A 22,772-nucleotide genomic window follows, 5' to 3' on the forward strand; every position below is an offset into this window, starting at 1 on the left:
ACACTCATGGGATTTCTTGCAGGTAAACGCTATCTGATCGTTGGTATCGCCAGCGACCGCTCCATCGCCACCGGTATTGCCGAAGCCATGCACCGTGAAGGTGCCGAGCTGGCTTTTACCTACCAGAACGACAAGCTCAAGAGCCGCGTGGAGAAAGCCGCAGAGCGTTACGGCAGCAGCCCGGAATTCTGCTTTCCCTGTGATGTCAGCAGCGACGATGAGATCAAGGCCGTTTTCGCCGGTCTGAGCCAGAAGTGGGATGGGCTGGACGGCATCATCCATGCCGTGGGCTTTGCTCCCGGCAATGAACTGGATGGCAACTTCGTCGACGTGGCCACCCGTGAAGGCTTCAAAATCGCCCACGACATCTCCAGCTACAGCTTCGTGGCGCTGGCCCAGGCTGGGCACGAGATGATGAAAGGCCGCAATGCCGCCCTGCTGACCCTGAGCTACCATGCTGCCCGTCAGTCGGTTCCCAACTACAACGTGATGGGCCTGGCCAAGGCCAGCCTGGAAGCGTCCGTGCGTTACCTGGCTGCCAGCATGGGTCCGGAAGGCATCCGCGTTAACGGCATCTCCGCCGGCCCGATCCGAACCCTGGCCGCCTCTGGTATCAAGAAATTCCGTTCCATGCTGGACTACAACGCCGCCAAGGCGCCGCTGCGTCGCAACGTGACCATCGAGGAAGTGGGCAACACTGCCGCCTTCATGTGCTCTGATCTGGCCTCCGGTATCACCGGCGAGATCACCTATGTGGATTGCGGTGCCAGCACTGTCTCCATGCCGTTCGAGCTGGAAGCCGAGTAAGTCACCGGCTGCAACGGCGGAAGCGGATAAGCCGCCTCCCCCTCTCGAACACAACAAAAAGCCCGCCCGGGAAACCGGGCGGGCTTTTTGTTGGCCGCTCTGCGGCTGCTGCACAGACTTGTGCGTAGCTGTGTTTTTGAAGGGTCGTAGCGCAGCGGAGTGACCATGCACTCTGGAATTCTTTCCTCGCTTAGGCTCGGATCGCGAGCAGGCTCGCTCCCACAAGCTCCAGAAAGACTGGTGCCCACAGCATCTCAGTTCCTCGCTGTCGCTCGGTTCGCACCTCAAGATATGTTATTCGCTGCACTCACCCTTCGGGGCGCCCTCCGTGAGTTACTCCGCTACGCTACGGCTCGCAATCTTCGAGTAGCGTTTCTGGAATCCTTACCTCGCTGAGGCTCGGATCGCCTGCAGGCAGGCTCCTACAGCGGCTTCGTAGTAATGCAGAAACGCGGGAACTTATTGGATTTTCCTTTCCAATCAAGCATAGCTTGTAGCTGATAGCTGATAGCTGATAGCTGATAAAAAAAGCCCACCGTCTGGTGGGCTTTTTTTTCAATCGTTCCGACTGACGACAGGCTTACTGACTGTCATCTGCGTTGGGGTTGAGGCGGGCCGGGAACAGCTCGACATCGCCTTCCTCACGCAACAGGGCAAGTACCTGGCGGAAGTTACGCTGTCCTTCCACGTTGCTCAATTCACTGAGCGCGGCCATTTGCTGTTGCGCATTCAGCGGGTCAGCATTGCCATCTTCAACGCGGGTCAGCTGGTAAGCCACCACGGAGCCATTTCCGGTACGAATCAGCGCCAGGTCGGATGCCTCACCTTCAGCAGGTCGGGGCAAGGCGAAGGCGCCATTGACCACTTCCATGGACGGTTCGGCGCCGCCACGCTGCAGGCCTTCCTGCTCTTCCACCTGGGTATCGAACAAGCTTGCCAGCGTCTCCAGATCTGCGCCTTCGGCGATGCGGGTTTCCGCCTCGGCAAACAGGGTCTGGACCTTGTCCGCCGCCATGTCGCCTTTGATGCGTTCACGAATGGCAAATGTCACTTCTTCCAGCGGCATGGCTTCAGCGGGCTTCTCATCCGCAATACGCACCGCCAGATAGTGGCCCTGGGATAGCTCGATCAACTCACTGTTGTGCCCTTCACTGCGTACTTCCTGGGTACCCAACGCCTGTTGAACACGGGGAGTCGCCAGCGGTGCCGGCAAGGAGGACAACGGCACCCAGTCGGTGGTCAGCACCTGGGTGTTCACCTGCTCGGCCGGGCTCTGCAGATCACCATGTTCGTACAGCAGCTCTTCCAGGGTTGCCACGTCATCGGAGAGTAGCGCCTCAGCACGGGCCTGTTGCAGATCCGCACGAATCTGACCCGCCAATTCTTCCAGCGGCGGCATGTCACGCTTTTCGGCCACATTGGTGACCTTGATCAGGTGCACACCCGCATCACTGACCACAGGCTCGGAAACAACATCCGGTGACAGCGCTTCAATAGCGGTTTCCATTTCTTCCGGCAAAGCGCCCTTGGACACCACACCGAGATCACCGCCAGCATTGGCTGAGCCAGGGTCATCCGAGTATTGTGCAGCGGCATCAGCGAAGCTCATGCCGCCGGCAATGGCCGACGCGGCTTCTTCAGCGCGGGCCTTGGCAGCTTCCAGATCACGATCTCCGCCCACTTCAATCAGGATATGGGACACATGGCGAGCCGTGTTAGCCGCGGAGTCTTCCATGATTGCCTTACGAACTTCATATTCGGCAGCCACATCCTCATCGCTGACGGACACCTTGTCGGCGTAGTCATCCGTGGAGAGTTCCACATAGGCAATCCGGAATTCTTCCGGACGCATGAATTCGCCCTGGTTGTCAGTGTAGTAAGCTTCGACTTCCTCGTCGCTTACGGTGAAACTGTTGCGCAATTCATTCAGGTCCAGCTGCGCATAACGAATATCACGCACCTGCTCACCCAGACGACGCTGTTCATTCAGTTCGGCAGGCAAGGCAAAATCGGTGGCCATGAACCCGGAACGATATTGCTCCTTGACCATGTCCTGACGCAGGCCACGGATATAGCTTTGCGGGGTCATGCCACGGGCGCGAAGCTCACGCTCGAAACGCACGTTGGAAAACTTGCCCTCTTCCTGGAACAGCGGCTGGCTCTGAATCATCGGATTCAACTGATTGACGCTGTACACCATGCCAGCGTTTTCTGCCGCACTCAGTATCAGTTGCTCATTGACCAGGCCATCGAGCACCATCTCCGGGCGCACAAAGGAATCCAGCATGGCCGGGTTCATGTTCGGGCTTTGTTGGCGCAGCATGTCGCGAACACGCTCAACGCGCTGGCTGACTGCTCGGCGAGTAATGGAATTGCCTTCCACCTCGGCCACCACATCTCCGCTACCGCCGCCGACGAAATAGCCGTAGAAGCCGGAAATCACAAAGGGAAGGATAATCGCGGCAAGCAGGACCTTGCCCACGGGACCGCGGACAAACCGTCTGAACTCCTGCATGTAATTACTCCGTAGGGATACTCTGTTGAATCTGTTTTTTTATTGAGAACACCCTGTATGGATAGTTCCCTTTAAACGGAAAAAAGCGCATCCGCGGACGGCTGCGCTTTCTCAAACTGGCGGAGCGGACGGGACTCGAACCCGCGACCCCCGGCGTGACAGGCCGGTATTCTAACCAGCTGAACTACCGCTCCTGCAAACAGTTTAGTTTACCGCGTCTTTCAGCGCCTTGCCGGCCTTGAAGCCCGGTACCTTGGCAGCTTTGATCTGGATGGTCTGACCCGTCTGCGGGTTACGGCCTTCGCGGGCAGCACGCTCTTTCACTGCGAAAGTACCGAAGCCTACCAGAGATACGCTGTCGCCTTTTTTCAGGGCGCCAGTTACCGCTTCCAAAGTAGCGTCCAGAGCACGACCTGCGTCGGCTTTGGAAATGTCCGCGCTAGCGGCAATCGCATCAATCAACTCTGACTTATTCACAAAGTTCCCCTTTCTGTTTTTTCCCGGTTTTATGGTCGAGGCGGATGCACTCTCCTAAGCGAAGCCGACTTTATACCAATGGGTATAGGGGGCGTCAAGGAAGGAAAAATGCTATCTCACCCAAGTTTTAAAAAGTTGAAAAACCAAACAGATCAATACGTTAAATTACTTTCAATATGATCTGTCAGTGTGTACTGGGTCGTTTGTTACCTTCCTGGTTTTTCTCTTCTGAAAGCGCCAAATCCTCATCCTGCTCAGCTTGAGACAGCGGGCTGGGTTGATGAGTCAACGCTACATCAAGCACCTGGTCAATCCATTTTACCGGCTTGATCTCCAGAGATGCCTTGATATTCTCCGGAATCTCTTTCAGATCCCGTTCGTTTTCTTCCGGAATCAATACCGTCTTGATTCCGCCACGGTGTGCCGCGAGGAGTTTTTCCTTGAGACCACCAATGGGCAGCACCTGACCGCGAAGGGTAATTTCGCCGGTCATGGCTACGTCTGCGCGAACCGGGATACCGGTCAACACGGATACCATAGCAGTACACATGCCAATACCTGCGCTGGGGCCGTCTTTCGGCGTCGCGCCTTCAGGCACGTGCATGTGCAGGTCGTTACGCTCAAGTGCGCGACGACGAATGCCCAGGGTGCTGGCGCGGCTTTTCACCACTGTCCATGCAGCCTGAATGGATTCCTGCATCACATCGCCAAGGGAACCGGTAGAGATTACCCGCCCCTTGCCGGGAGTGGAAACACTTTCAATGGTCAGCAACTCACCGCCCACAGACGTCCAGGCCAGCCCGGTCACCTGACCGATCTGATCCTTATCTTCGGCACGACCAAAGCTGAACTTGCGAACCCCAAGGTAATGCTCAACCTGTTCATCGGAAAGCGTGATGGTCTCGGTAGAGCCGGCCAGCAGGTTTTCCTTAACAACCTTGCGGCAGATCTTGCTGATTTCCCGCTCCAGGCCGCGCACACCCGCTTCCCGCGTGTAGTGCCGCACGATAAAACGCAGCACTTCGATATCAATTACCAGCTCATCCTTTTTCAGACCATTGTTCTTGATCTGTTTGGGGAGCAGGTATTGCAGGGCAATATTGACCTTTTCATCCTCGGTGTAGCCCGGGATACGGATCACTTCCATCCGGTCCAGCAACGGGCCGGGGATATTCATGGAGTTGGACGTACAGATAAACAGGGTTTCGGACAGGTTGTAGTCCACTTCCAGATAATGATCGCTGAAAGTGTCATTCTGTTCCGGATCCAGCACTTCCAGCAGTGCAGACGCCGGGTCACCACGGTTGTCCATGCCCATCTTGTCCACTTCGTCGAGCAGGAACAGGGGGTTACGCACACCAACCTTGGAGAGTTTCTGGATTACCTTGCCAGGCATGGAACCAATATAGGTTCGGCGATGACCACGAATTTCCGCCTCATCACGAACGCCGCCCAGCGCCATGCGAATGAACTTGCGATTGGTGGCCTTGGCAATGGACTGACCCAGCGAGGTCTTGCCCACACCCGGCGGGCCCACCAGACACAGGACCGGCCCTTTCACCTTCCCGACCCGGCTTTGGACCGCCAGGAATTCGAGGATCCGGTCTTTTACTTCTTCCAGCCCGTAGTGGTCGCTGTCCAGCACGTTCTTGGCATTGACCAGGTCATGTTTTACCCGGCTACGCTTCTTCCATGGCACTGAGGTCATCCAGTCCAGATAACCGCGCACCACCGTGGCCTCCGCAGACATGGGAGACATCATCTTGAGCTTGTTGAACTCACTCTGGGCCTTGTCGCGGGCTTCCTTGGGCATGCCCACGCTGTCCAGTTTCTTCTCCAGCTCATCCAGATCATTGCCGGTCTCGTCGAGATCGCCAAGTTCCTTCTGGATCGCCTTCATCTGCTCGTTCAGGTAATACTCGCGCTGGCTCTTTTCCATCTGCTTCTTGACGCGACCGCGAATGCGCTTCTCAACCTTGAGCACATCAATGTCGGATTCCATCAAGGCAATCAGATGCTCGACACGCTCACGCACATCCACCATCTCAAGCACGTCCTGTTTTTCTTCCAGCTTGAGCTGCAAATGCGCCGCGATGGTATCGGCCAGTCGACTCACTTCATCAATGGAGGAAACAGAGCCCGTCACTTCAGGCGCCACTTTCTTGGAAAGCTTTACGTAGTCTTCGAACTGGGTCAGCAAAGACTTGGCCAGGGCGTCCTGCTCAGCAGCCTCCGGCAACCCTTCTTCCAGTTCACGGACGTCCGCCACCGCACCCTCATCGGCGAAATCCGCCTTGATCAGATGGGCTCGGGTGCCGCCTTCTACCAGCACCTTAACGGTACCGTCGGGTAGTTTGAGCAACTGCAGGATGGTGGACACGGTGCCGACCTTGTAGATCTCGTCGACACCCGGATCGTCGTCCGAGGCATTTCGCTGGGCAACCAGCATGATTTGCTTATCAGCTGCCATGGCAGCTTCGAGGGCCGCAATGGATTTTTCCCGGCCAACGAACAGCGGGATCACCATGTGCGGGTACACCACCACATCACGCAGTGGTAACAGCGGAATATCTTTCAGCACGTATTGCCTCTAATAACCAGGGGTGGCGCCTCAGTCGGGCGCCACTTTGGAAGACTGCTCGCTGTTTTCATAGATCAACAGCGGGTCGGATTCGCCTTTGATGGTCGGGCTGTCGATAACGACCTTGGCAACCCCATCCATGGAAGGCACCTGGTACATGGTGTCCAGCAGAACGCTTTCCAGAATGGATCGCAGGCCCCGGGCACCGGTTTTGCGCTCCATGGCCTTGTGGGCCACCGCGCGCAGGGCATCGTCACGGAAATCCAGTTCGACGCCTTCCATCTCGAACAAGCGGCCATATTGCTTGGTCAGCGCATTGCGTGGCTCGGTAAGGATCTGTACCAGAGCATCTTCGCTGAGCTCTTCCAGGGTAGCGATCACCGGCAGACGACCGATGAATTCCGGGATCAGGCCATACTTGACCAGATCTTCCGGTTCCACATCCACCAGCAGCTCACCCAGGTTGCGGGTGTCGTCCTTGCTTTTCACTTCGGCAGAAAAGCCGATACCGCCCTTCTCGGAACGGTCGCGAATAACCTTGTCCAGGCCAGCAAAGGCGCCACCACAGATGAACAGCATGTTGGAGGTATCCACCTGCAGGAATTCCTGCTGGGGATGCTTGCGCCCACCCTGAGGCGGCACAGACGCCACAGTACCTTCGATCAGCTTGAGCAATGCCTGCTGCACGCCCTCACCACTCACATCACGGGTGATGGAGGGGTTGTCGGACTTGCGGGAAATCTTGTCGATTTCATCGATGTAAACAATGCCGCGCTGGGCTTTGTCCACGTCGTAGTCACATTTCTGCAGCAGTTTCTGGATAATATTTTCAACGTCCTCACCCACATAACCGGCTTCGGTCAGGGTGGTAGCATCCGCAATGGTGAACGGTACGTTGAGCAGACGGGCCAGGGTCTCGGCCAGCAGGGTCTTACCACTACCGGTGGGACCAATAAGCAAAATATTGCTCTTGCCAAGCTCTACCTCATCACGTCCCTTGCCGCCGCTGCGCAGACGCTTGTAGTGGTTGTACACCGCTACCGCGAGCACTTTCTTGGCCCGGTCCTGACCAATCACGTATTCATCAAGGGTGTCCTTGATCTCTTCGGGCTTGGGCAGTCGCTCGCCACCGGTATCACCGGTGTCTTCCTGCACTTCCTCGCGGATAATGTCGTTACACAGATCCACACACTCATCGCAGATAAAGACCGAGGGCCCCGCAATCAGCTTGCGAACCTCATGCTGGCTTTTGCCGCAAAATGAGCAGTACAGCAGCTTGCCGTCATCGCTCTTGCCAGTGGAATCGGTCATCGAATTGCCTCTAAACCTGTGTATTGGATATCGGGTTGTCTTTGAAGATGCAGGGAGACCGGGGCTTTTTCAAGTCCACCGGGCCTCTCCGCCCCTCCGTTAGGACACTTTTTATACGAAAGTCCCTCAATTACACCGGTCGCTGTTTCAATACAGCGTCAATGATGCCGTATTCCTGGGCTTCATCCGCACCCATGAAGTTATCGCGATCGGTGTCCTTTTCCAGCCGCTCCAGCGGCTGCCCGGTGTGATGCGCCAGCAGGTTGTTCAGCTGCCCCTTGATCTTGAGGATTTCCTTGGCGTGGATCTCGATATCTGAAGCCTGGCCCTGGAATCCACCCAGCGGCTGGTGAATCATCACCCGCGCGTTGGGCAGTGCATGCCGTTTGCCGGCCGCACCTGCGGCCAACAGGAAGGCGCCCATGCTGGCAGCCTGGCCTACACACATGGTGGACACATCCGGCTTGATGAACTGCATGGTGTCGTAGATGGACATGCCCGCCGTTACAGAACCGCCCGGGCTATTGATGTACAGATGGATGTCCTTGTCCGGGTTTTCGGACTCCAGAAACAGCATCTGAGCCACGATCAGGTTGGCCATGTGATCTTCTACCTGGCCGATCATGAAAATCACCCGCTCCTTGAGCAGGCGGGAATAGATATCAAACGAACGCTCACCACGGGCGGTCTGCTCAATCACCACCGGTACCAGGCCAAGGTTGGTCGGGTCCTTGCTCAGCTCGGTCATTTCCGGGGTCATGGATTGAATACGGCTCAAGTCGATCATGTAGCGCTTTCCTTCTCGTCGATCGTCCGCGGACGCTCTTGTTGGTATGGGTGCATTGAGCGACGTTTTGCCGCCGCCAAGGCCCTCTCCTGATGCTGCAATGGGGCCCAATCAGGCGCAAAACAAGGCGTTCAGGAAAATTTAGTCTTCCCGCATCTTATGACGGCACCACAGGGGCGTCTATAAAAGCGGGCGCAGGAGGGGTTCAAGTGCACAATTCTTGGCCAGATTGTGCATTTATAGGTCAATTCAGGCAGAAAACCGTGCAAAAAAGACGCCTGAAGAGCGAAAAAGTGGCTCAATTGGGGTAACAAAACCGGGTGATATTAGTAGCGAGTTACGAGTTTCGAGTTGCGAAAGGTGAAAACCAGGCGAGCCTAATGCCTTGTTTCTTGCCCGCAGTCAGGTTTTCCCGGGTTTGCGGGAATCTGCTGCTCCAGCGCTTTACTCCGCCTTGAGTGAGATTGATGCCATGGGGACAGCTTGCGGAACAAAGGGGGTTTTGATCCTGGGTTTTGATCGCCCCTCGAGTGGGGCTCCTACAGCAACAACAGCAGCACTCAGCAATTCGCGCTCAGTGAACTCTGTGACCTCTGTGGTAAATCCGCTTTTGATCTTTGCGTGTTGCGTGATGCATGAAGCGTGTTGCAGCCGCAGAGCGGCATAAAAAAAGGGCCCGAAGGCCCCTTTTTTATGCGCAGAGCGCCGGGATCAGGCTTCAGCCTGCTCGCGGGGCTTCACGGCGTCCTGGTAGGACATGGTCTTTTCTTCCACCTTGGCGCTGTCCAGCACCAGGTCGACCACTTGCTCTTCCAGTACCGCGCCTTCGATCTGCTGCAGCTGCTGGGGGTTACCGTACACCCAGTTCACGACTTCTTCCGGCTTTTCGTACTGCTCAGCGATTTCCTCAACACGGGCCTTCACCTTGTCAGCGTCAGCTTTCAGCTCGTTCTGATCCAGGATGGCACGGATGATCAGGCCCAGGCGTACGGAACGCTGTGCCTGCTCGGTGAACAGATCGTCAGGCAGAATAGACGCATCGAACTGCTGGCCACCGCCAAACTGCTGCACCATCTGCTGACGCATGCGCTGAACTTCCTGGCTGACCAGGGCTGCCGGCAGATCAAATTCGTGCAGTTCAGCCAGTCCTTCCATGACCTGCTCTTTTACCTTGCCGGTCACAGCATTCTTCAGCTCGCGCTCCATGTTCTTGCGCACTTCAGCCTTGAATTTGGCTTCATCGCCATCTTCAACGCCAAAACCTTTCATGAACTCCGCGTCCACTTCCGGCAGCTGCTTGCCTTCCACCTTGTTCACCTTGATCTGGAACACCACCGCCTGACCTTTCAGGTCTTCAGAGTGGTATTCTTCCGGGAAGGTCACGTTGATGTCTTTCTCTTCGCCGGCCTTCATGCCAACGATGCCATCTTCAAAACCCGGGATCATCTGACCGGAACCCAGCTCCAGGTTCTGACCTTCAGCGGTACCGCCCTCAAAGGCTTCATCGCCCTTCAGGCCCTTGTAGTCGATGTTGACGCGATCGCCTTCTTCAGCGGCACGGTCCACTTCTTCGAACTGGGCACGTTGCTGACGCAGGGTCTCGATCATGGTGTCCACGTCTTCATCAGACACGTCAGCCACCGGCTTTTCTACCGCCACACCATCGAACGCTTTCAGTTCGACTTCCGGGTAAACTTCAAAGGTGGCAACGAATTCCAGATCCTTGCCTGCTTCATTGGTGGTCGCTTCAAAGCCAGGCATACCGGCCGGTTGCAGCTTTTCCTGCTCAACGGCTTCGATGAAGGCTTCACGCATGACATCGGCCAGCACCTCGTTACGCACAGTACCGCCGAAGCGACGCTTCACTTCGCGCATGGGCACTTTACCCGGGCGGAAACCGTCCAGACGGATATTCTTTTTGGCTTCCTGCAGTTTATTTTCTACTGCAGAGTCCACCTTCTCCGCCGGAACACCCACCGTCAGACGGCGCTCAAGACCTGAAGTCGTTTCAACAGAAACCTGCATAACATCCTCTTTAAAAAGACTTTTTGCTGCTCACCGCCAATAACAATGACGCAGACGGCTCGATTAAGGGCGCAGATTATAATCAAACACGCCCCGTATGCCTACATAACCCGCCGGGTTAGTGGTGGCCACATACGAAAAAGCCTCCGGGGTGTCCCGGAGGCTTTTTCGATATTGCGTATGGGGTGACTGAGGGGATTTGAACCCCCGACCACCGGAGTCACAATCCGGGGCTCTACCAACTGAGCTACAGTCACCATAAACTTGTCGCTTCCCTGCCTGGCACGCCTGGCAGGACTCGAACCTGCAACCGACGGCTTAGAAGGCCGTTGCTCTATCCGGTTGAGCTACAGGCGCATTGCAGGTTCCGCTGTTCACTGATGGTCGGGGTGGAGGGATTCGAACCCCCGACATCCTGCTCCCAAAGCAGGCGCGCTACCAGGCTGCGCTACACCCCGTGTATCAGTCACGCCAACAGTGCTTGAAAGCGAGGCGCGCATAATACTCGGCACCCCGGGTAGCGTCAACGCACCGGGGAACAAAAAAATCTCTAACGCACAGATTTTAAACAACTTGTGAGGGTAGCCGCCATTCTGACAGCACCTGTTCGGACAGTTTTTCGATTCCAGGGGGGAGCACTCCGCCCTCCCCTTATCAGCAATGGCGGCCGCCCGACGCCTGATGTGAAAAGCAAAACACTCCGCATCAAGGCCAGGCAGTCGACCATCGCCGGGATCTGAAACGAACACACATCAGCCGCGAACAACAAAAACAACACCTTAGGCCTTCGCACTGAAGCTTGCTTTGCGCCCATGGGCCGCCCGTGCGAAAATCTCGCGCCCTGATTCCCCTTTATCTTTACCGCAGAGAGAGACTTCATGACCGCCCAGATTCTCGATGGCAAGGCCCTGGCCCAGCAATTCGAAGAAGAGATGCGCCAACGGGTTGAGGCCCTGAAAGCCAAAGCGGATGGCCGCACCCCGATTCTGGCCACCATCCTGGTTGGGGCTGATCCTGCCTCCGCCACCTATGTAAAGATGAAGGGCAATGCCTGCCGCCGCGTGGGCATGGAATCCGAGGCCATCGAAATGGCGGAAAGCACCACCACCGAGGAGCTGCTCGCCAAGATCGACGAACTGAACAACAACCCGGATGTGCATGGCATCCTGCTGCAGCACCCGGTACCCGCCCAGATTGACGAGCGCGCCTGTTTTGACGCCATCAGCCTGGAAAAGGATGTGGACGGCGTGACCTGCCTGGGCTTCGGGCGCATGAGCATGGGCGAAGCCGCCTATGGCTGCGCCACCCCCAAGGGCATCATGCGCCTGCTGGAGCACTATCAGGTAGAAATGGAAGGCAAGCACGCCGTCGTGGTCGGCCGTAGTGCCATCCTCGGCAAGCCCATGGCGATGATGATGCTGGAAGCCAACGCCACCGTGACCATCTGCCACAGCCGCACCCAGAACCTGGCCGACCTGGTGAAACAGGCGGATATCGTTGTCGGAGCCGTAGGTAAACCGGAATTCATCAAGGCTGACTGGATCAAGGACGGTGCAGTGGTCGTGGATGCCGGCTACCACCCGGAAAAATGCGGCGACATCGAGCTGGCCCCGCTGGTTGACCGCGTAGCCGCCTACACCCCGGTCCCCGGCGGTGTCGGCCCCATGACCATCAACACCCTGATCTTCCAGACCCTGCAGTCCGGCGAGAAAGCCCTGGGTTAAAAACCTGCCCAGCCAAAAGCCGCGACCAGCCCATGCTGCTCGCGGCTTTTTTGTGTGCCGCTCTGCGGCTGCAACACGCTTCACGCATCACGCGGCACGCTACATGTAAACACGGGGGCATCACACAATGTGGGAGTTTGCTTGCAAACGAAGCTTTTCCCAACCTCGCCCCACCCCTCTTCGCTTGCAAGCAAGCTCCCACAAAAAGTGAAAGCCACTGCCACAAAAAAGCCGCACCCAAATTCGGGCGCGGCCTCTATGCTCTCAGCCAACCACCACGCGAAACCGCGCAGCTATTAACTATTCACTGTTAACTATTAACTGCTCTTAATTGTCTTTGGGCCACGACTCCCGCAACCCCACCGTCTGGTTGAACACCAGCTTGTCCTCACTGCTGTCCTGGTCCACACAGAAGTAGCCTTCGCGCTCGAACTGGTAGCGGGTTTCAGCCAGCACGCCACGCAGCCCGGGCTCCACCAGACAGCCATCCAGAACCTGGAGCGACTCGGGATTGATGTTGTCGAGGAAGGTCTGTCCTTCCTCTACCTTGTCCGGGTTGGCCACGGTAAACAGCCGATCGTAGAGACGCACCTCACAGGGCAGCCCCTTGCTGGCGCTGACCCAGTGAATGACACCGCGCAACTTGCCCTGCCCTTCGTCATTTTCCGGGTTCTTGCCAAGGGTGTTCGGGTCATAGGTGCAACGGATCTCAACAATCTCACCGCTGTCATCCTTCACCACATCCGTGGCCCGGACCACGTAGCCATAACGCAGCCGAACCCGATCACCCAGCACCAGGCGCTTGAATTTCTTGTTGGCCTCTTCGCGGAAGTCCTCACGGTCGATATAGACCTCACGGGTCATGGGTACCTGACGGGTGCCCATACTTTCATTCTGCGGGTGCACCGGTGCAGTCAGCGACTCTTCCTGTCCCTCTTCCCAGTTTTCGATGACCAGCTTGAGCGGATTCATCACACACATGGCACGGGGGGCATGCTGGTTCAGATCGTCCCGGATGGACGCTTCCAGCATGGCCATATCCACCACGGAATCGGCACGGCTGACGCCCACGGACTCGCAGAAATGGCGAATGGACGCCGGCGTATAGCCACGCCGGCGCAGGCCGGAAATGGTCGGCATGCGCGGATCATCCCAACCCTCCACATGGCCCTCATCCACCAGCTGCTTCAGTTTGCGCTTGCTGGTGACCGTGTAGTTGAGATTGAGTCGGGCAAATTCGTACTGGCGCGGGGTGGCGGCCACCGAGGTATTCTCCACCACCCAGTCATAAAAGGGGCGATGGTCTTCGAATTCCAGGGTACACAGGCTGTGGGTGATGCCCTCAATGGCATCGGACAGCGGGTGGGTGAAATCATACATAGGGTAAATGACCCACTTGTCACCCGTCTGGTGGTGGGTAGCCCGACGCACCCGGTAGAGCACCGGGTCACGCAGGTTCATATTCGGGCTGGCCAGATCAATCTTCGCCCTCAATACGGCCCCGCCGTCAGGGAACCCACCGTCACGCATCTTCTCAAACTGTGCCAGCGCCTTTTCCGGGCTCTGGTCACGGTATTCGCTGGGCGTGCCCGCCTGCTGAGCCCAGCCACGCATTTCGCGGATCTGCTCCGGCGTGGACAGATCCACATAGGCCAGGCCTTTCTGGACCAGCTCCACCGCCAGTTCATACAACTGGTCGAAGTAACTGCTGGCGAAACGTATCTCTCCCGCCCATTCGAACCCGAGCCACTCCACGTCCCGCTTGATGGACTGGATGTACTCGTCCTCTTCCTTTTCGGGGTTGGTGTCGTCAAAGCGCAGGTTGCAGGCACCCTGGTAGCTCTCGGCGATACCAAAATTCAGACAAATGGATTTGGCGTGACCGATGTGCAGGTAGCCATTGGGCTCCGGCGGGAAACGGGTGACCACCTGACCGTCATTTTTGCCCTCTGCGAGGTCGCGATCGATGATCTGTCTGATAAAATTGCTGGGCGCTTTGGTTTCGCTCATTGCCTTCGCCGGATACAGTGAAAATAAAGGTGCGCTAGTGTACAGTGCAGCCCCCCTCAGTCAAAGACTCCGGGCCTGCACATCGGCAATTTACGCCATGGCTTACAAGCTCGACCAGTGGAGAGATACCCAATGAAAGTGGTGCTGAATACAACCTACGGCAAAATCACCCTGCAACTGGACGCAGAAAAAGCGCCTTTAACCACCGAGAACTTCGTGCAATACGTCAAGGATGGTCATTTTGACGGCACCATTTTCCATCGTGTGATCAGCAACTTCATGATCCAGGGCGGTGGTTTCACCGAAGACATGCAGCAGAAACCCACCCGTGACCCGATCCAGAACGAAGCTGGCAACGGCCTGTCCAACAAGGTGGGCACTGTCGCCATGGCGCGCACCCCGGATCCGCACTCTGCCTCTGCCCAGTTCTTCATCAACGTGGCCGACAACCACTTCCTGGACAAGGAGCGCAGCCAGGACGGTTGGGGCTATGCCGTGTTTGGTGAAGTGGCTGAAGGGATGGACGTGGTCGAGAAGATTCGTGGCGTAGCCACCGGCAACGCAGGCTTCCACCAGGACGTGCCGGTAGAGCCGGTACTGATCGAATCTGCCGAGCTGGTCGGGGAGTAAGCCTCATGCGCCTTGTTGTTGCCCTCTTCGCCCTGCTCCCCTGCCTGTTGCTGGCCAACCCCACGGTTCGCCTGGAAACTACGGCCGGGCCGGTGACTGTGGAGCTGTTTGAGGACAAAGCCCCACAGACCGTTGCCAACTTTCTGCAATATGTGGACAGCGGCTTCTATGATGGCACCCTGTTCCACCGTGTGATCAAGAACTTCATGATCCAGGGCGGCGGCTTCGACAAAGACGGGCAACGCAAGGCCACCCGGTCCCCGATCCAGAATGAAGCGGACAATGGCCTGAGCAACCGTCGTGGCACCCTGGCCATGGCGCGCACCGGCAACCCGCACTCAGCAACAGCCCAGTTCTTCATCAATCTGGTGGATAACCGTAACCTGGACTTCACCAGTAAAAGCCAGCGTGGATGGGGTTATGCGGTGTTCGGCAAGGTCACCGAAGGCATGAATGTGGTGGACAACATTGCCCGCGAGCGCACCACCAGCCAGCGCCTCAGCGGCATGATGGCACGCGATGTGCCCGAAGTGCCGATCCTGATCACCAAGGCGTACCGTCTGGGTGAAAACAGCGGTGAACAGGCAGATCAGTAATTACCATGGCGTATTCCCTGTTCATTTCTGATCTGCACCTGGATCCGGAACGTCCCGAGCACCTGGAGGCGCTCAAGACGCTACTGGCTGAGCACGCCGGTCAGGCCGACGCGCTTTACGTTCTGGGTGACCTGTTCGAAGCCTGGATCGGCGACGACGATGACACCCCGTTCAACCAGGCCGCCATCGCTGCCTTCCGGCAGTTTTCCGACAGTGGCAGCAAGCTGTACTTCATGCATGGCAATCGTGACTTCCTGCTTGGTGAGGACTTTGCAACTGCCTGTGGTGGGACCTTTCTTGAAGAAGGCACGGTCGTGGATCTGTACGGTACTGCCGCCCAGCTGATGCATGGCGACAGCCTGTGCACCCTGGACACCGAGTATCAGCAATTCCGCGCCATGGCGCGCAGCCCGGAGTGGCAACAGGGAATGCTCTCGCAACCGCTGGAACAGCGCCGCATGATCGCCCAGGGCATGCGCATGCAAAGCCAGGGCAAGAACGCCAATAAAGCGGAAAACATCATGGATGTGACTCCGGAAGAAGTGATCAAATCCATGGAAACCGCTGGCGTTCAGCATCTCATCCACGGCCACACGCATCGCCCCGATGTCCACGATGTTCGCCTGACTGACGGCACCGGCAAACGCTGGGTGCTGGGGGATTGGGGCAAGCTTGGGTGGCAGATTGTGGCGGATAGTGAGCGGGGGTTGAGGCTGGAGAGCTTTGCGATCAGTTAACAGTTAACAGTGAACAGTGCGCGTTCAGCGCAGGATGTTCATAAACGCATGAGGCCGCGCTCAGAGTATGGGCGCGGCCTCATGCGTTTAAGATCAAAACATCCTGATCCGCGACGCTGTTAACTATTCACTGTTAACTGTTCCCTGCTTAGGGACGCCCGAATGAAACCGAAATTCCTCATCCGGCGTTTCGATCAGTTCCCGCTCCGCGTCCTTGAAGAACGCCACCCGCTCATCAATGGACTCGCCAGCATACTGCTCTGCCAGGCGCAGATAGTCTTCGTAGTGGCGGGATTCGCTTTTTAGCAGGTAGCGGTAATAGCGGCCCAACTCCTCGTCCACGTGGGGCGCCAGGGCGGCGAAGCGTTCGCAGCTTCTTGCTTCGATCAGGGCGCCGATGATCAAGGTGTCGACCAGACGCCCCGGCTCGGTGGTGCGCACATGCTTTCTCAGCCCCTGGGCATATCGGGCCGGTGACAGATGATCATAGGTCACCCCGCGCTCGCGCATGATCTGAATGACTTGCTCGAAATGCAGTAACTCCTCCCGGGCCAGCTGGCTCAGCGCATCCAGCAAATCGGGGCGATCCACGTAGCGGAACATCAGGTTCAGCGCGGTACTGGCCGCCTTCTTTTCGCAGTGGGCGTGGTCAATCAGCAGGATATCCGGATGCTGCAGAGCCCAATCAATCCAGGCTTGCGGAGTGGGGCAAGGAAGAAACTGCTGAATGTGGGTAATGTCGTGCATGGCATCCTCATGGTCGGCGCGCATTATAGCGGTCACAGGCCCTGCCAGCATCCCGGAACTTTTGCATTTCTCTGTCCCGCGTCTGGCGTCCAGCCGCTGGCGCTTTATACTCCACGCCATGGGAAGAAAAACCAATCCACGCATCCAAACCTTCAAGGGCCGTCTGGCAGTCTGCATGCTGCGCCTGATCGGCTGCCTCCCCTTTGTCGCCAATCGCTGGCTGGCCACCCTGCTTGGTCATCTTGTCGCTGCCTTTCCTTCACAGGCACGAAGGGTATCCGAGGTCAACCTGGCGCTGTGCTATCCGGATAGACCTGAAGCGGAACGTCGCAAGTTGGCGCGTATCTCGCTGGTGGAAAGCATCAAGAATACCTTCGAAATTGCCCTGTTCTGGTCACGGCCGCAGGCTGGCATGGAACGCATCGTCAGTATAGACGGGGGCGATGCCCTGAAAGCCACCGTGGATGACGGCCACCCGGTGATGATCCTCGCCCCGCATCTGGGCTGCTGGGAAGTACTGAATTTCTGGCTGGCCGATCATTACGACCTGCATGTGATGTTCGCCCCATCAGGTCTGCCTGAAGTCGATCAGCTGGTTAAGCAGGGGCGGGAGCATTTTGGCTCTACCATGTACCCCACTACTGCACGTGGTGTTGCAGGGCTGGTACGGGCCATGCGCAAGGGAGCCATGACAGCCATTCTTCCGGACCAGGTTCCAGATCGTCGCAGTGGCCGGCATGCAGATTTTTATGGGCATCCCGCCTATACCGGCACCCTGGCCTGTAAGCTGATCCAGCAAACCGGGGCTCGTCCCTTTATGGCATGGGCTCGCCGCCTGCCGGGTACCGCCGGGTTTGAACTGCGCTTCCGCCCTGCGGATTCCGCCATTGCCGATGTCGACCTGGATACCTCCCTGTCGGCACTGAACCGCTCCATCGAAAAACTCATTGATGAGGGCCCGGAACAGTATCTGTGGAGCTACAAACGCTTCCGCCGCCCCCCCGCCGGTGAACATGCCCCCTATTGAGTTGGCAGAAAGTGACCGCAAGTGATTATGAGTATTCACCCCATGAATGACCGCAACGGTCGTTTCGCTTAACAGTTGATGCCGAATCGGCTATACTCCGCGCGCAATTCCAACCCCCAGTTACACCCTAAAACGCTGATTTCCAAAAGAATTCAGCTGGATTCGTAACAGAACGCCGAGCAAGAGGGAAACGCTGTGCTAGAAGCCTATCGCAAACATGTTGAAGAGCGCGCCGCAGAAGGTGTGCCGCCCAAGCCGCTGAACGAGCAGCAGGTCGCTGACCTGGTAGAGCTGCTGAAGAACCCGCCGGCTGGCGAAGAAGAATTCATTCAGGACCTGTTCGTTAACCGCGTTCCGCCGGGCGTGGACCAGGCCGCTTACGTAAAAGCAGCGTTCCTGAGCGCGATTGTTAAAGGCGAAGCCACTTCTCCCCTGATCGACAAGAAGCGTGCCGTTAAGCTGCTGGGCACCATGCAGGGCGGCTACAACGTGGCTCCCATGATTGAAGCCCTGGACGATGCCGAGCTGGCCGACGTGGCCGCTGAAGAGCTCAAGCACACCCTGCTGGTCTTCGATGCATTCCACGACGTGGAAGACAAGATGAAAGCCGGCAACGCCAAGGCCAAGGAAGTCATCGAGTCCTGGGCTGAAGGTGAGTGGTTCACCCAGCGTGAAGATCTGGCCGAGAAAATGTCTCTGACCGTATTCAAGGTCACCGGCGAAACCAACACCGATGATCTGTCCCCCGCCCAGGACGCCTGGAGCCGCCCGGACATCCCGGTTCACGCCAACGCCATGCTGAAGAATGCCCGTGAAGGCATCTTCCCCGAGAAAGACGGCGAGATCGGCCCTCTGAAGCAGATGGAAGAACTGAAGGCCAAAGGTCTGCCGGTTGCCTACGTGGGTGACGTTGTCGGTACGGGTTCTTCCCGTAAGTCTGCCACCAACTCTGTTCTGTGGCACTTCGGTGACGACATTCCGAACGTACCGAACAAGCGCGCTGGCGGTGTATGTATCGGCGGCAAGATCGCCCCGATCTTCTTCAACACCATGGAAGATTCCGGCGCCCTGCCCTTCGAGTGCGACGTTTCCAAAATGGAAACCGGCGACCAAATCGACGTTTACCCGTTTGCCGGCAAGGTAGAGAAGAATGGCGAAGTGATCGCTGAATTCGATCTGCGTTCCCAGGTACTGCTGGACGAAGTACGTGCTGGTGGCCGTATCAACCTGATCATCGGTCGCGGTCTGACCACCAAGGCTCGTGAGTCTCTGGGTCTCGAGCCCAGCACCCTATTCCGCAAGCCGGAACAGCCGGGTGACACTGGCAAGGGTTACACCCTGGCCCAGAAGATGGTCGGCAAGGCCTGTGGCATGGACGGTGTGCGCGCCGGCATGTACTGCGAGCCGAAGATGACCACTGTCGGTTCCCAGGACACCACTGGCCCGATGACCCGTGACGAGCTGAAGGATCTGGCCTGTCTGGGCTTCCAGGCTGACCTGGTCATGCAGTCCTTCTGTCACACCGCGGCCTACCCCAAGCCGGTAGACGTGGAAACCCAGCACACCCTGCCCGACTTCATCATGAACCGTGGCGGTGTATCCCTGCGTCCGGGCGACGGCATCATCCACTCCTGGCTGAACCGTATGCTGCTGCCTGATACCGTCGGTACCGGTGGTGACTCCCACACCCGTTTCCCCATGGGCATCTCCTTCCCGGCCGGTTCCGGTCTGGTTGCCTTTGCTGCTGCCACCGGCGTTATGCCGCTGGATATGCCGGAATCCGTTCTGGTGCGCTTCAAGGGCAAGCGTCAGCCTGGCATCACCCTGCGTGATCTGGTACACGCCATCCCCATGCAGGCCATCAAGGAAGGTCACCTGACCGTGGCGAAAGCCGGCAAGGTAAACGTCTTCAATGGCCGCATCCTGGAGATCGAAGGTCTGGAAGAGCTGACCGTCGAGCAGGCGTTCGAGCTGTCTGACGCCTCCGCCGAGCGCTCCGCTGCCGGTTGTACCATCACCCTGTCCGAAGACAGCGTGACCGAGTACCTGAAGTCCAATATCACCATGCTCAAGTGGATGATTGCCAACGGTTACGGCGATGCCCGTACCATTGAGCGTCGTATCTCCGGCATGGAAGAGTGGCTGGCCAACCCGACGCTGATGCGTGCTGACGCCGATGCCGAGTACCACACCGTCATCGAAATCGACATGGATCAGATCAAAGAGCCGGTACTGTGTTGCCCGAACGACCCGGACGATGCCAAGACCCTGTCCGACGTGGCTGGCGCCAAGATCGACGAAGTGTTCATCGGTTCCTGTATGACCAACATTGGTCACTTCCGCGCTGCCGGCAAACTGCTGCAGAAAGTGGAAAGCGGCACCATGCCGACCCGTCTGTGGATCGCTCCGCCGACCAAGATGGATCAGCACCAGCTGACCGAAGAAGGCTACTACAACATCTTCGGCAGCGCCGGTGCGCGTACCGAGATGCCGGGCTGCTCCCTGTGCATGGGTAACCAGGCTCGCATCGCGCCGAAGTCCACTGCGGTATCCACCTCCACCCGTAACTTCCCGAACCGCCTGGGTCAGGGTGCGGATGTGTACCTGGCGTCTGCCGAGCTGGCGTCTGTGGCCTCCATCCTCGGCAAGCTGCCTACTGCAGCTGAGTACATGGAATACGCGAACACCATCGATTCCATGTCCTCCGAGATCTACCGTTACCTGAACTTCGACCAGCTGCCGGAGTACCAGGAAGTGGCAGACAGCGTGAAGATCCCGGTTGCCCAGTCTGTCTAAGACGCGGTAATCGCTTCACCACAAAAAAGCCCGGCAATAAGCCGGGCTTTTTTGTGGGTACTACGAGTTGAAAGTTCATAGTTTAACGTTGAAAAGCGCGAACTGATGGTAGTCGTAGCCTGAAAAGTAATAGCCACGCCCATGAGTTTCAGCGCGGGGGAAATCGTTAAACCATTAACTGCACACCCTATTCGCGTTTCAACTTTAAACTTTGAACTTTCAACTCGCTTTTAACCTCTCAGGCTTGCAACGCTTCCAGTGCATTCCTCAACCGCTCAGGAATCGGCACAGGCCTCCCCGTTTCGCGGTTCACAAATACGTGCACTACAAAGCCAGTAGCCTTGGCCGGGCCGGTTTCGCCGAATAGCGCCAGGCCATAACGCACTGAGCTGGAACCCAGCTTGTCCACCTTCATGCCGATTGCCAACTTGTCCGGATAGGCCGCCGCTTCCAGATAATCACACCCGGAGCTGACCACATAGGCAATGTGTTCGCCATCGTGGATATCCAGACCACCTTCATCAATTAGATAGCGGTTGATGGTGGAATCAAAGTAGCTGTAATAGACCACATTGTTGATGTGGCCATAGATGTCATTATCACGCCAGCGAGTATCTACCGGGCACAAATAGCCATACTCATCGCGTTCAGGCCGTGGGGCTTTATCAGTCATCGTTCTCACTCTTTAAAACACTGCCTTGTAGATAGCGAGGGCATCCGCCTCACTGACTTCACGGGGATTGTTCACCAGCAGACGCTGCTGGAGCATGGCGTCGGCGGCCAGGGTTTCCAGGCTATCTTCGGTCACACCCGCATCACGAAGTCGAGTGGGCAACCCTACGTCCTCAATCAATTTTTCCAGGGACGCAATCAGGATCGCTGCGCCATCAGCGTGGCCGGCAAACAGGCGATCACTCAAAATCGGAGCCAGCTGAGCATACAGGGGAGCCGCATCCCTGGCGTTGAAACGCAGTACTTCGGGCAGCACCAGAGAGTTGCTCAGTCCATGGGGGATGTGGAAGTGACCTCCCAATGGATAGGCCAGCGCATGCACAGCCGCCACCGGGGCGTTGGCAAACGCCTGCCCCGCCATCATGGCCCCCAACAAGCAGGCCTCGCGAGCCTTCAGATTGCTGCCGTCCTTCACGGCCTGGACCAGATTACCGCCCAGCAGTCGCAGTGCTTCACGGGCCAGCATGTCAGAGTACGGATTTTTCTTGTGGGCACTGGTATAGGCCTCAATGGCATGCACCATGGCATCCACACCGGTGGCGGCAGTTACATGGGGCGGCAGGCCAAGAGTCAGTTCCGCATCCAGCACTGCCAAATCCGGCAACAGGGATGGCGCCACCACACCGGCCTTGGTGGTTTCACCGGTGGTAACAATGGCCACCGGGGTCACTTCAGAGCCGGTACCCGCAGTGGTGGGCACCTGGACCAGCGGCAGGCGGGGACCGTTAGCCAGCCCTACTCCGTAGATATCTGCCAGGCTCTGGGTCGCATCCGGATGCGACAACAAGGCCACCAGTTTCGCCACGTCCATAGACGAACCGCCACCAAAACCGATGACCAGATCCGCTCCCACATCACGTGCCTGCCCAGAAGCTTCCAGCACAATCCGGTCCGCCGGGTCCGCACTCACCTGGTCGTAAATACTTAGCGACATGCCTGCGCGCTGAAAGCTGTCTTCAACCGGTCCCAGTAACGGGGTGCTGCGAATGCCGGGATCGGTCACCAGCATCACATGATTGGCGCCCAGCTCCTGACATAATTGCGGCAGCCTTGCAGCCGCCCCGGCTTCCACCAGAACACGATGGGTAGTGGCAAACTCAAAACCTGACATGGTGCTTTCTCCAAGGTCCTTAACCCTTCGATGCTATCACAGGCTCAGGAGACAATTGTCGCCATGCTGGATGCCTTTTGAGACAAATGCAGAGGTGGAATCAGAAGCGAGTTACGAGTATCGAGTTGCGAAAAGCGACACCCAAAATCTTTAAGTGTT

17 protein-coding genes and 4 tRNA genes are annotated in these 22,772 nt (G+C 57.4%); 7 read left to right on the forward strand and 14 right to left on the reverse strand.

Annotated elements, in window-relative coordinates; all coding sequences use genetic code 11:
- The first annotated feature begins 6 nt into the window (after nucleotides 1–6).
- The gene (locus HF945_RS08470) at nucleotides 7–807 is read left to right on the forward strand and encodes an enoyl-ACP reductase (protein ID WP_290525297.1); all 801 of its coding nucleotides are present in this window, start codon (nucleotides 7–9) and stop codon (nucleotides 805–807) included.
- A gap of 580 nt (nucleotides 808–1,387) precedes the next feature.
- Here HF945_RS08470 and HF945_RS08475 read toward each other — a convergent pair.
- The 10 genes from HF945_RS08475 to HF945_RS08520 all read right to left on the reverse strand — a co-directional run bounded on the left by HF945_RS08475 (nucleotide 1,388) and on the right by HF945_RS08520 (nucleotide 10,961).
- Nucleotides 1,388–3,322, reverse strand: a complete 1,935-nt coding sequence (locus tag HF945_RS08475; RefSeq protein ID WP_290525298.1) for a SurA N-terminal domain-containing protein — start codon at nucleotides 3,320–3,322, stop codon at nucleotides 1,388–1,390.
- A 117-nt stretch (nucleotides 3,323–3,439) separates the two neighbouring features.
- A tRNA-Asp gene (locus tag HF945_RS08480) sits at nucleotides 3,440–3,516 on the reverse strand.
- A 10-nt stretch (nucleotides 3,517–3,526) separates the two neighbouring features.
- Entirely contained in the window at nucleotides 3,527–3,799 is a 273-nt protein-coding gene (locus HF945_RS08485) for an HU family DNA-binding protein (protein ID WP_102790958.1), read from the reverse strand.
- A 184-nt stretch (nucleotides 3,800–3,983) separates the two neighbouring features.
- On the reverse strand, nucleotides 3,984–6,380 hold the full coding sequence (lon, locus tag HF945_RS08490; RefSeq protein WP_290525299.1) for an endopeptidase La: 2,397 nt from the start codon (nucleotides 6,378–6,380) through the stop codon (nucleotides 3,984–3,986).
- 30 nt (nucleotides 6,381–6,410) lie between these two features.
- Entirely contained in the window at nucleotides 6,411–7,691 is a 1,281-nt protein-coding gene (gene clpX, locus HF945_RS08495) for an ATP-dependent Clp protease ATP-binding subunit ClpX (RefSeq protein ID WP_290525300.1), read from the reverse strand.
- 130 nt (nucleotides 7,692–7,821) lie between these two features.
- Nucleotides 7,822–8,478, reverse strand: a complete 657-nt coding sequence (gene clpP, locus HF945_RS08500; RefSeq protein WP_290525301.1) for an ATP-dependent Clp endopeptidase proteolytic subunit ClpP — start codon at nucleotides 8,476–8,478, stop codon at nucleotides 7,822–7,824.
- 711 nt (nucleotides 8,479–9,189) lie between these two features.
- A complete protein-coding gene (gene tig / locus HF945_RS08505) occupies nucleotides 9,190–10,503 on the reverse strand; it encodes a trigger factor (protein ID WP_290525302.1) in 1,314 nt (437 codons plus the stop codon).
- A 181-nt stretch (nucleotides 10,504–10,684) separates the two neighbouring features.
- Nucleotides 10,685–10,760: transfer RNA gene (locus HF945_RS08510), tRNA-His, on the reverse strand.
- A 23-nt stretch (nucleotides 10,761–10,783) separates the two neighbouring features.
- A tRNA-Arg gene (locus tag HF945_RS08515) sits at nucleotides 10,784–10,860 on the reverse strand.
- 24 nt (nucleotides 10,861–10,884) lie between these two features.
- Nucleotides 10,885–10,961, reverse strand: a tRNA-Pro gene (locus tag HF945_RS08520).
- 420 nt (nucleotides 10,962–11,381) lie between these two features.
- Here HF945_RS08520 and folD point away from each other — a divergent pair.
- On the forward strand, nucleotides 11,382–12,227 hold the full coding sequence (gene folD / locus HF945_RS08525) for a bifunctional methylenetetrahydrofolate dehydrogenase/methenyltetrahydrofolate cyclohydrolase FolD (RefSeq protein WP_290525303.1): 846 nt from the start codon (nucleotides 11,382–11,384) through the stop codon (nucleotides 12,225–12,227).
- Between the two features lie 327 nt (nucleotides 12,228–12,554).
- Here the strand turns inward: folD and HF945_RS08530 are convergent, their stop codons facing one another.
- Nucleotides 12,555–14,237 (reverse strand): glutamine--tRNA ligase/YqeY domain fusion protein, encoded by a 1,683-nt coding sequence (locus HF945_RS08530; RefSeq protein WP_290525304.1) that lies wholly within the window; start codon nucleotides 14,235–14,237, stop codon nucleotides 12,555–12,557.
- 132 nt (nucleotides 14,238–14,369) lie between these two features.
- On the opposite strand from HF945_RS08530, the gene HF945_RS08535 reads away from it, so the two are divergent.
- Genes HF945_RS08535 through HF945_RS08545 form a run of 3 tightly spaced genes read left to right on the forward strand, consistent with a single transcriptional unit; the run spans nucleotide 14,370 to nucleotide 16,200 of the window.
- A complete protein-coding gene (locus tag HF945_RS08535) occupies nucleotides 14,370–14,867 on the forward strand; it encodes a peptidylprolyl isomerase (RefSeq protein ID WP_290525305.1) in 498 nt (165 codons plus the stop codon).
- A 5-nt stretch (nucleotides 14,868–14,872) separates the two neighbouring features.
- Nucleotides 14,873–15,463 (forward strand): peptidylprolyl isomerase, encoded by a 591-nt coding sequence (locus HF945_RS08540; RefSeq protein WP_290525306.1) that lies wholly within the window; start codon nucleotides 14,873–14,875, stop codon nucleotides 15,461–15,463.
- Nucleotides 15,464–15,468: 5 nt separating this feature from the next.
- On the forward strand, nucleotides 15,469–16,200 hold the full coding sequence (locus tag HF945_RS08545; protein ID WP_290525307.1) for a UDP-2,3-diacylglucosamine diphosphatase: 732 nt from the start codon (nucleotides 15,469–15,471) through the stop codon (nucleotides 16,198–16,200).
- Nucleotides 16,201–16,323: 123 nt separating this feature from the next.
- Here the strand turns inward: HF945_RS08545 and HF945_RS08550 are convergent, their stop codons facing one another.
- The gene (locus HF945_RS08550) at nucleotides 16,324–16,947 is read right to left on the reverse strand and encodes a tRNA-(ms[2]io[6]A)-hydroxylase (protein ID WP_290525403.1); all 624 of its coding nucleotides are present in this window, start codon (nucleotides 16,945–16,947) and stop codon (nucleotides 16,324–16,326) included.
- 175 nt (nucleotides 16,948–17,122) lie between these two features.
- Here HF945_RS08550 and HF945_RS08555 point away from each other — a divergent pair, with 175 nt between their 5' ends.
- Both HF945_RS08555 and HF945_RS08560 read left to right on the forward strand, forming a co-directional pair.
- Nucleotides 17,123–17,974 (forward strand): lysophospholipid acyltransferase family protein, encoded by an 852-nt coding sequence (locus HF945_RS08555; protein ID WP_290525308.1) that lies wholly within the window; start codon nucleotides 17,123–17,125, stop codon nucleotides 17,972–17,974.
- A gap of 195 nt (nucleotides 17,975–18,169) precedes the next feature.
- Nucleotides 18,170–20,770 (forward strand): bifunctional aconitate hydratase 2/2-methylisocitrate dehydratase, encoded by a 2,601-nt coding sequence (locus tag HF945_RS08560; protein WP_290525309.1) that lies wholly within the window; start codon nucleotides 18,170–18,172, stop codon nucleotides 20,768–20,770.
- A 238-nt stretch (nucleotides 20,771–21,008) separates the two neighbouring features.
- Here HF945_RS08560 and HF945_RS08565 read toward each other — a convergent pair whose 3' ends face one another.
- Together HF945_RS08565 and HF945_RS08570 are read right to left on the reverse strand one after the other, a co-directional pair.
- A complete protein-coding gene (locus HF945_RS08565) occupies nucleotides 21,009–21,443 on the reverse strand; it encodes a thioesterase family protein (protein ID WP_290525310.1) in 435 nt (144 codons plus the stop codon).
- Between the two features lie 12 nt (nucleotides 21,444–21,455).
- Nucleotides 21,456–22,613 carry an iron-containing alcohol dehydrogenase gene (locus HF945_RS08570; protein WP_290525311.1) on the reverse strand — a complete coding sequence of 386 codons (1,158 nt, stop codon included), beginning with the start codon at nucleotides 22,611–22,613 and terminating at the stop codon, nucleotides 21,456–21,458.
- Nucleotides 22,614–22,772: the final 159 nt, after the last annotated feature.

The organism is Alcanivorax sp. (assembly GCF_017794965.1).
Taxonomy (GTDB): domain Bacteria; phylum Pseudomonadota; class Gammaproteobacteria; order Pseudomonadales; family Alcanivoracaceae; genus Alcanivorax.

Coding starts and splice junctions, on each gene's coding strand:
- HF945_RS08535 (WP_290525305.1), top strand. CDS start 14,370: ATGAAAGTGGTGCTGAATACAACCTACGGCAAAATCACCCTGCAACTG.
- HF945_RS08530 (WP_290525304.1), bottom strand. CDS start 14,237: ATGAGCGAAACCAAAGCGCCCAGCAATTTTATCAGACAGATCATCGAT.
- HF945_RS08545 (WP_290525307.1), top strand. CDS start 15,469: ATGGCGTATTCCCTGTTCATTTCTGATCTGCACCTGGATCCGGAACGT.
- HF945_RS08540 (WP_290525306.1), top strand. CDS start 14,873: ATGCGCCTTGTTGTTGCCCTCTTCGCCCTGCTCCCCTGCCTGTTGCTG.
- folD (WP_290525303.1), top strand. CDS start 11,382: ATGACCGCCCAGATTCTCGATGGCAAGGCCCTGGCCCAGCAATTCGAA.
- clpX (WP_290525300.1), bottom strand. CDS start 7,691: ATGACCGATTCCACTGGCAAGAGCGATGACGGCAAGCTGCTGTACTGC.
- clpP (WP_290525301.1), bottom strand. CDS start 8,478: ATGATCGACTTGAGCCGTATTCAATCCATGACCCCGGAAATGACCGAG.
- HF945_RS08470 (WP_290525297.1), top strand. CDS start 7: ATGGGATTTCTTGCAGGTAAACGCTATCTGATCGTTGGTATCGCCAGC.
- HF945_RS08550 (WP_290525403.1), bottom strand. CDS start 16,947: ATGCACGACATTACCCACATTCAGCAGTTTCTTCCTTGCCCCACTCCG.
- HF945_RS08570 (WP_290525311.1), bottom strand. CDS start 22,613: ATGTCAGGTTTTGAGTTTGCCACTACCCATCGTGTTCTGGTGGAAGCC.
- HF945_RS08475 (WP_290525298.1), bottom strand. CDS start 3,322: ATGCAGGAGTTCAGACGGTTTGTCCGCGGTCCCGTGGGCAAGGTCCTG.
- HF945_RS08565 (WP_290525310.1), bottom strand. CDS start 21,443: ATGACTGATAAAGCCCCACGGCCTGAACGCGATGAGTATGGCTATTTG.
- tig (WP_290525302.1), bottom strand. CDS start 10,503: ATGCAGGTTTCTGTTGAAACGACTTCAGGTCTTGAGCGCCGTCTGACG.
- HF945_RS08555 (WP_290525308.1), top strand. CDS start 17,123: ATGCTGCGCCTGATCGGCTGCCTCCCCTTTGTCGCCAATCGCTGGCTG.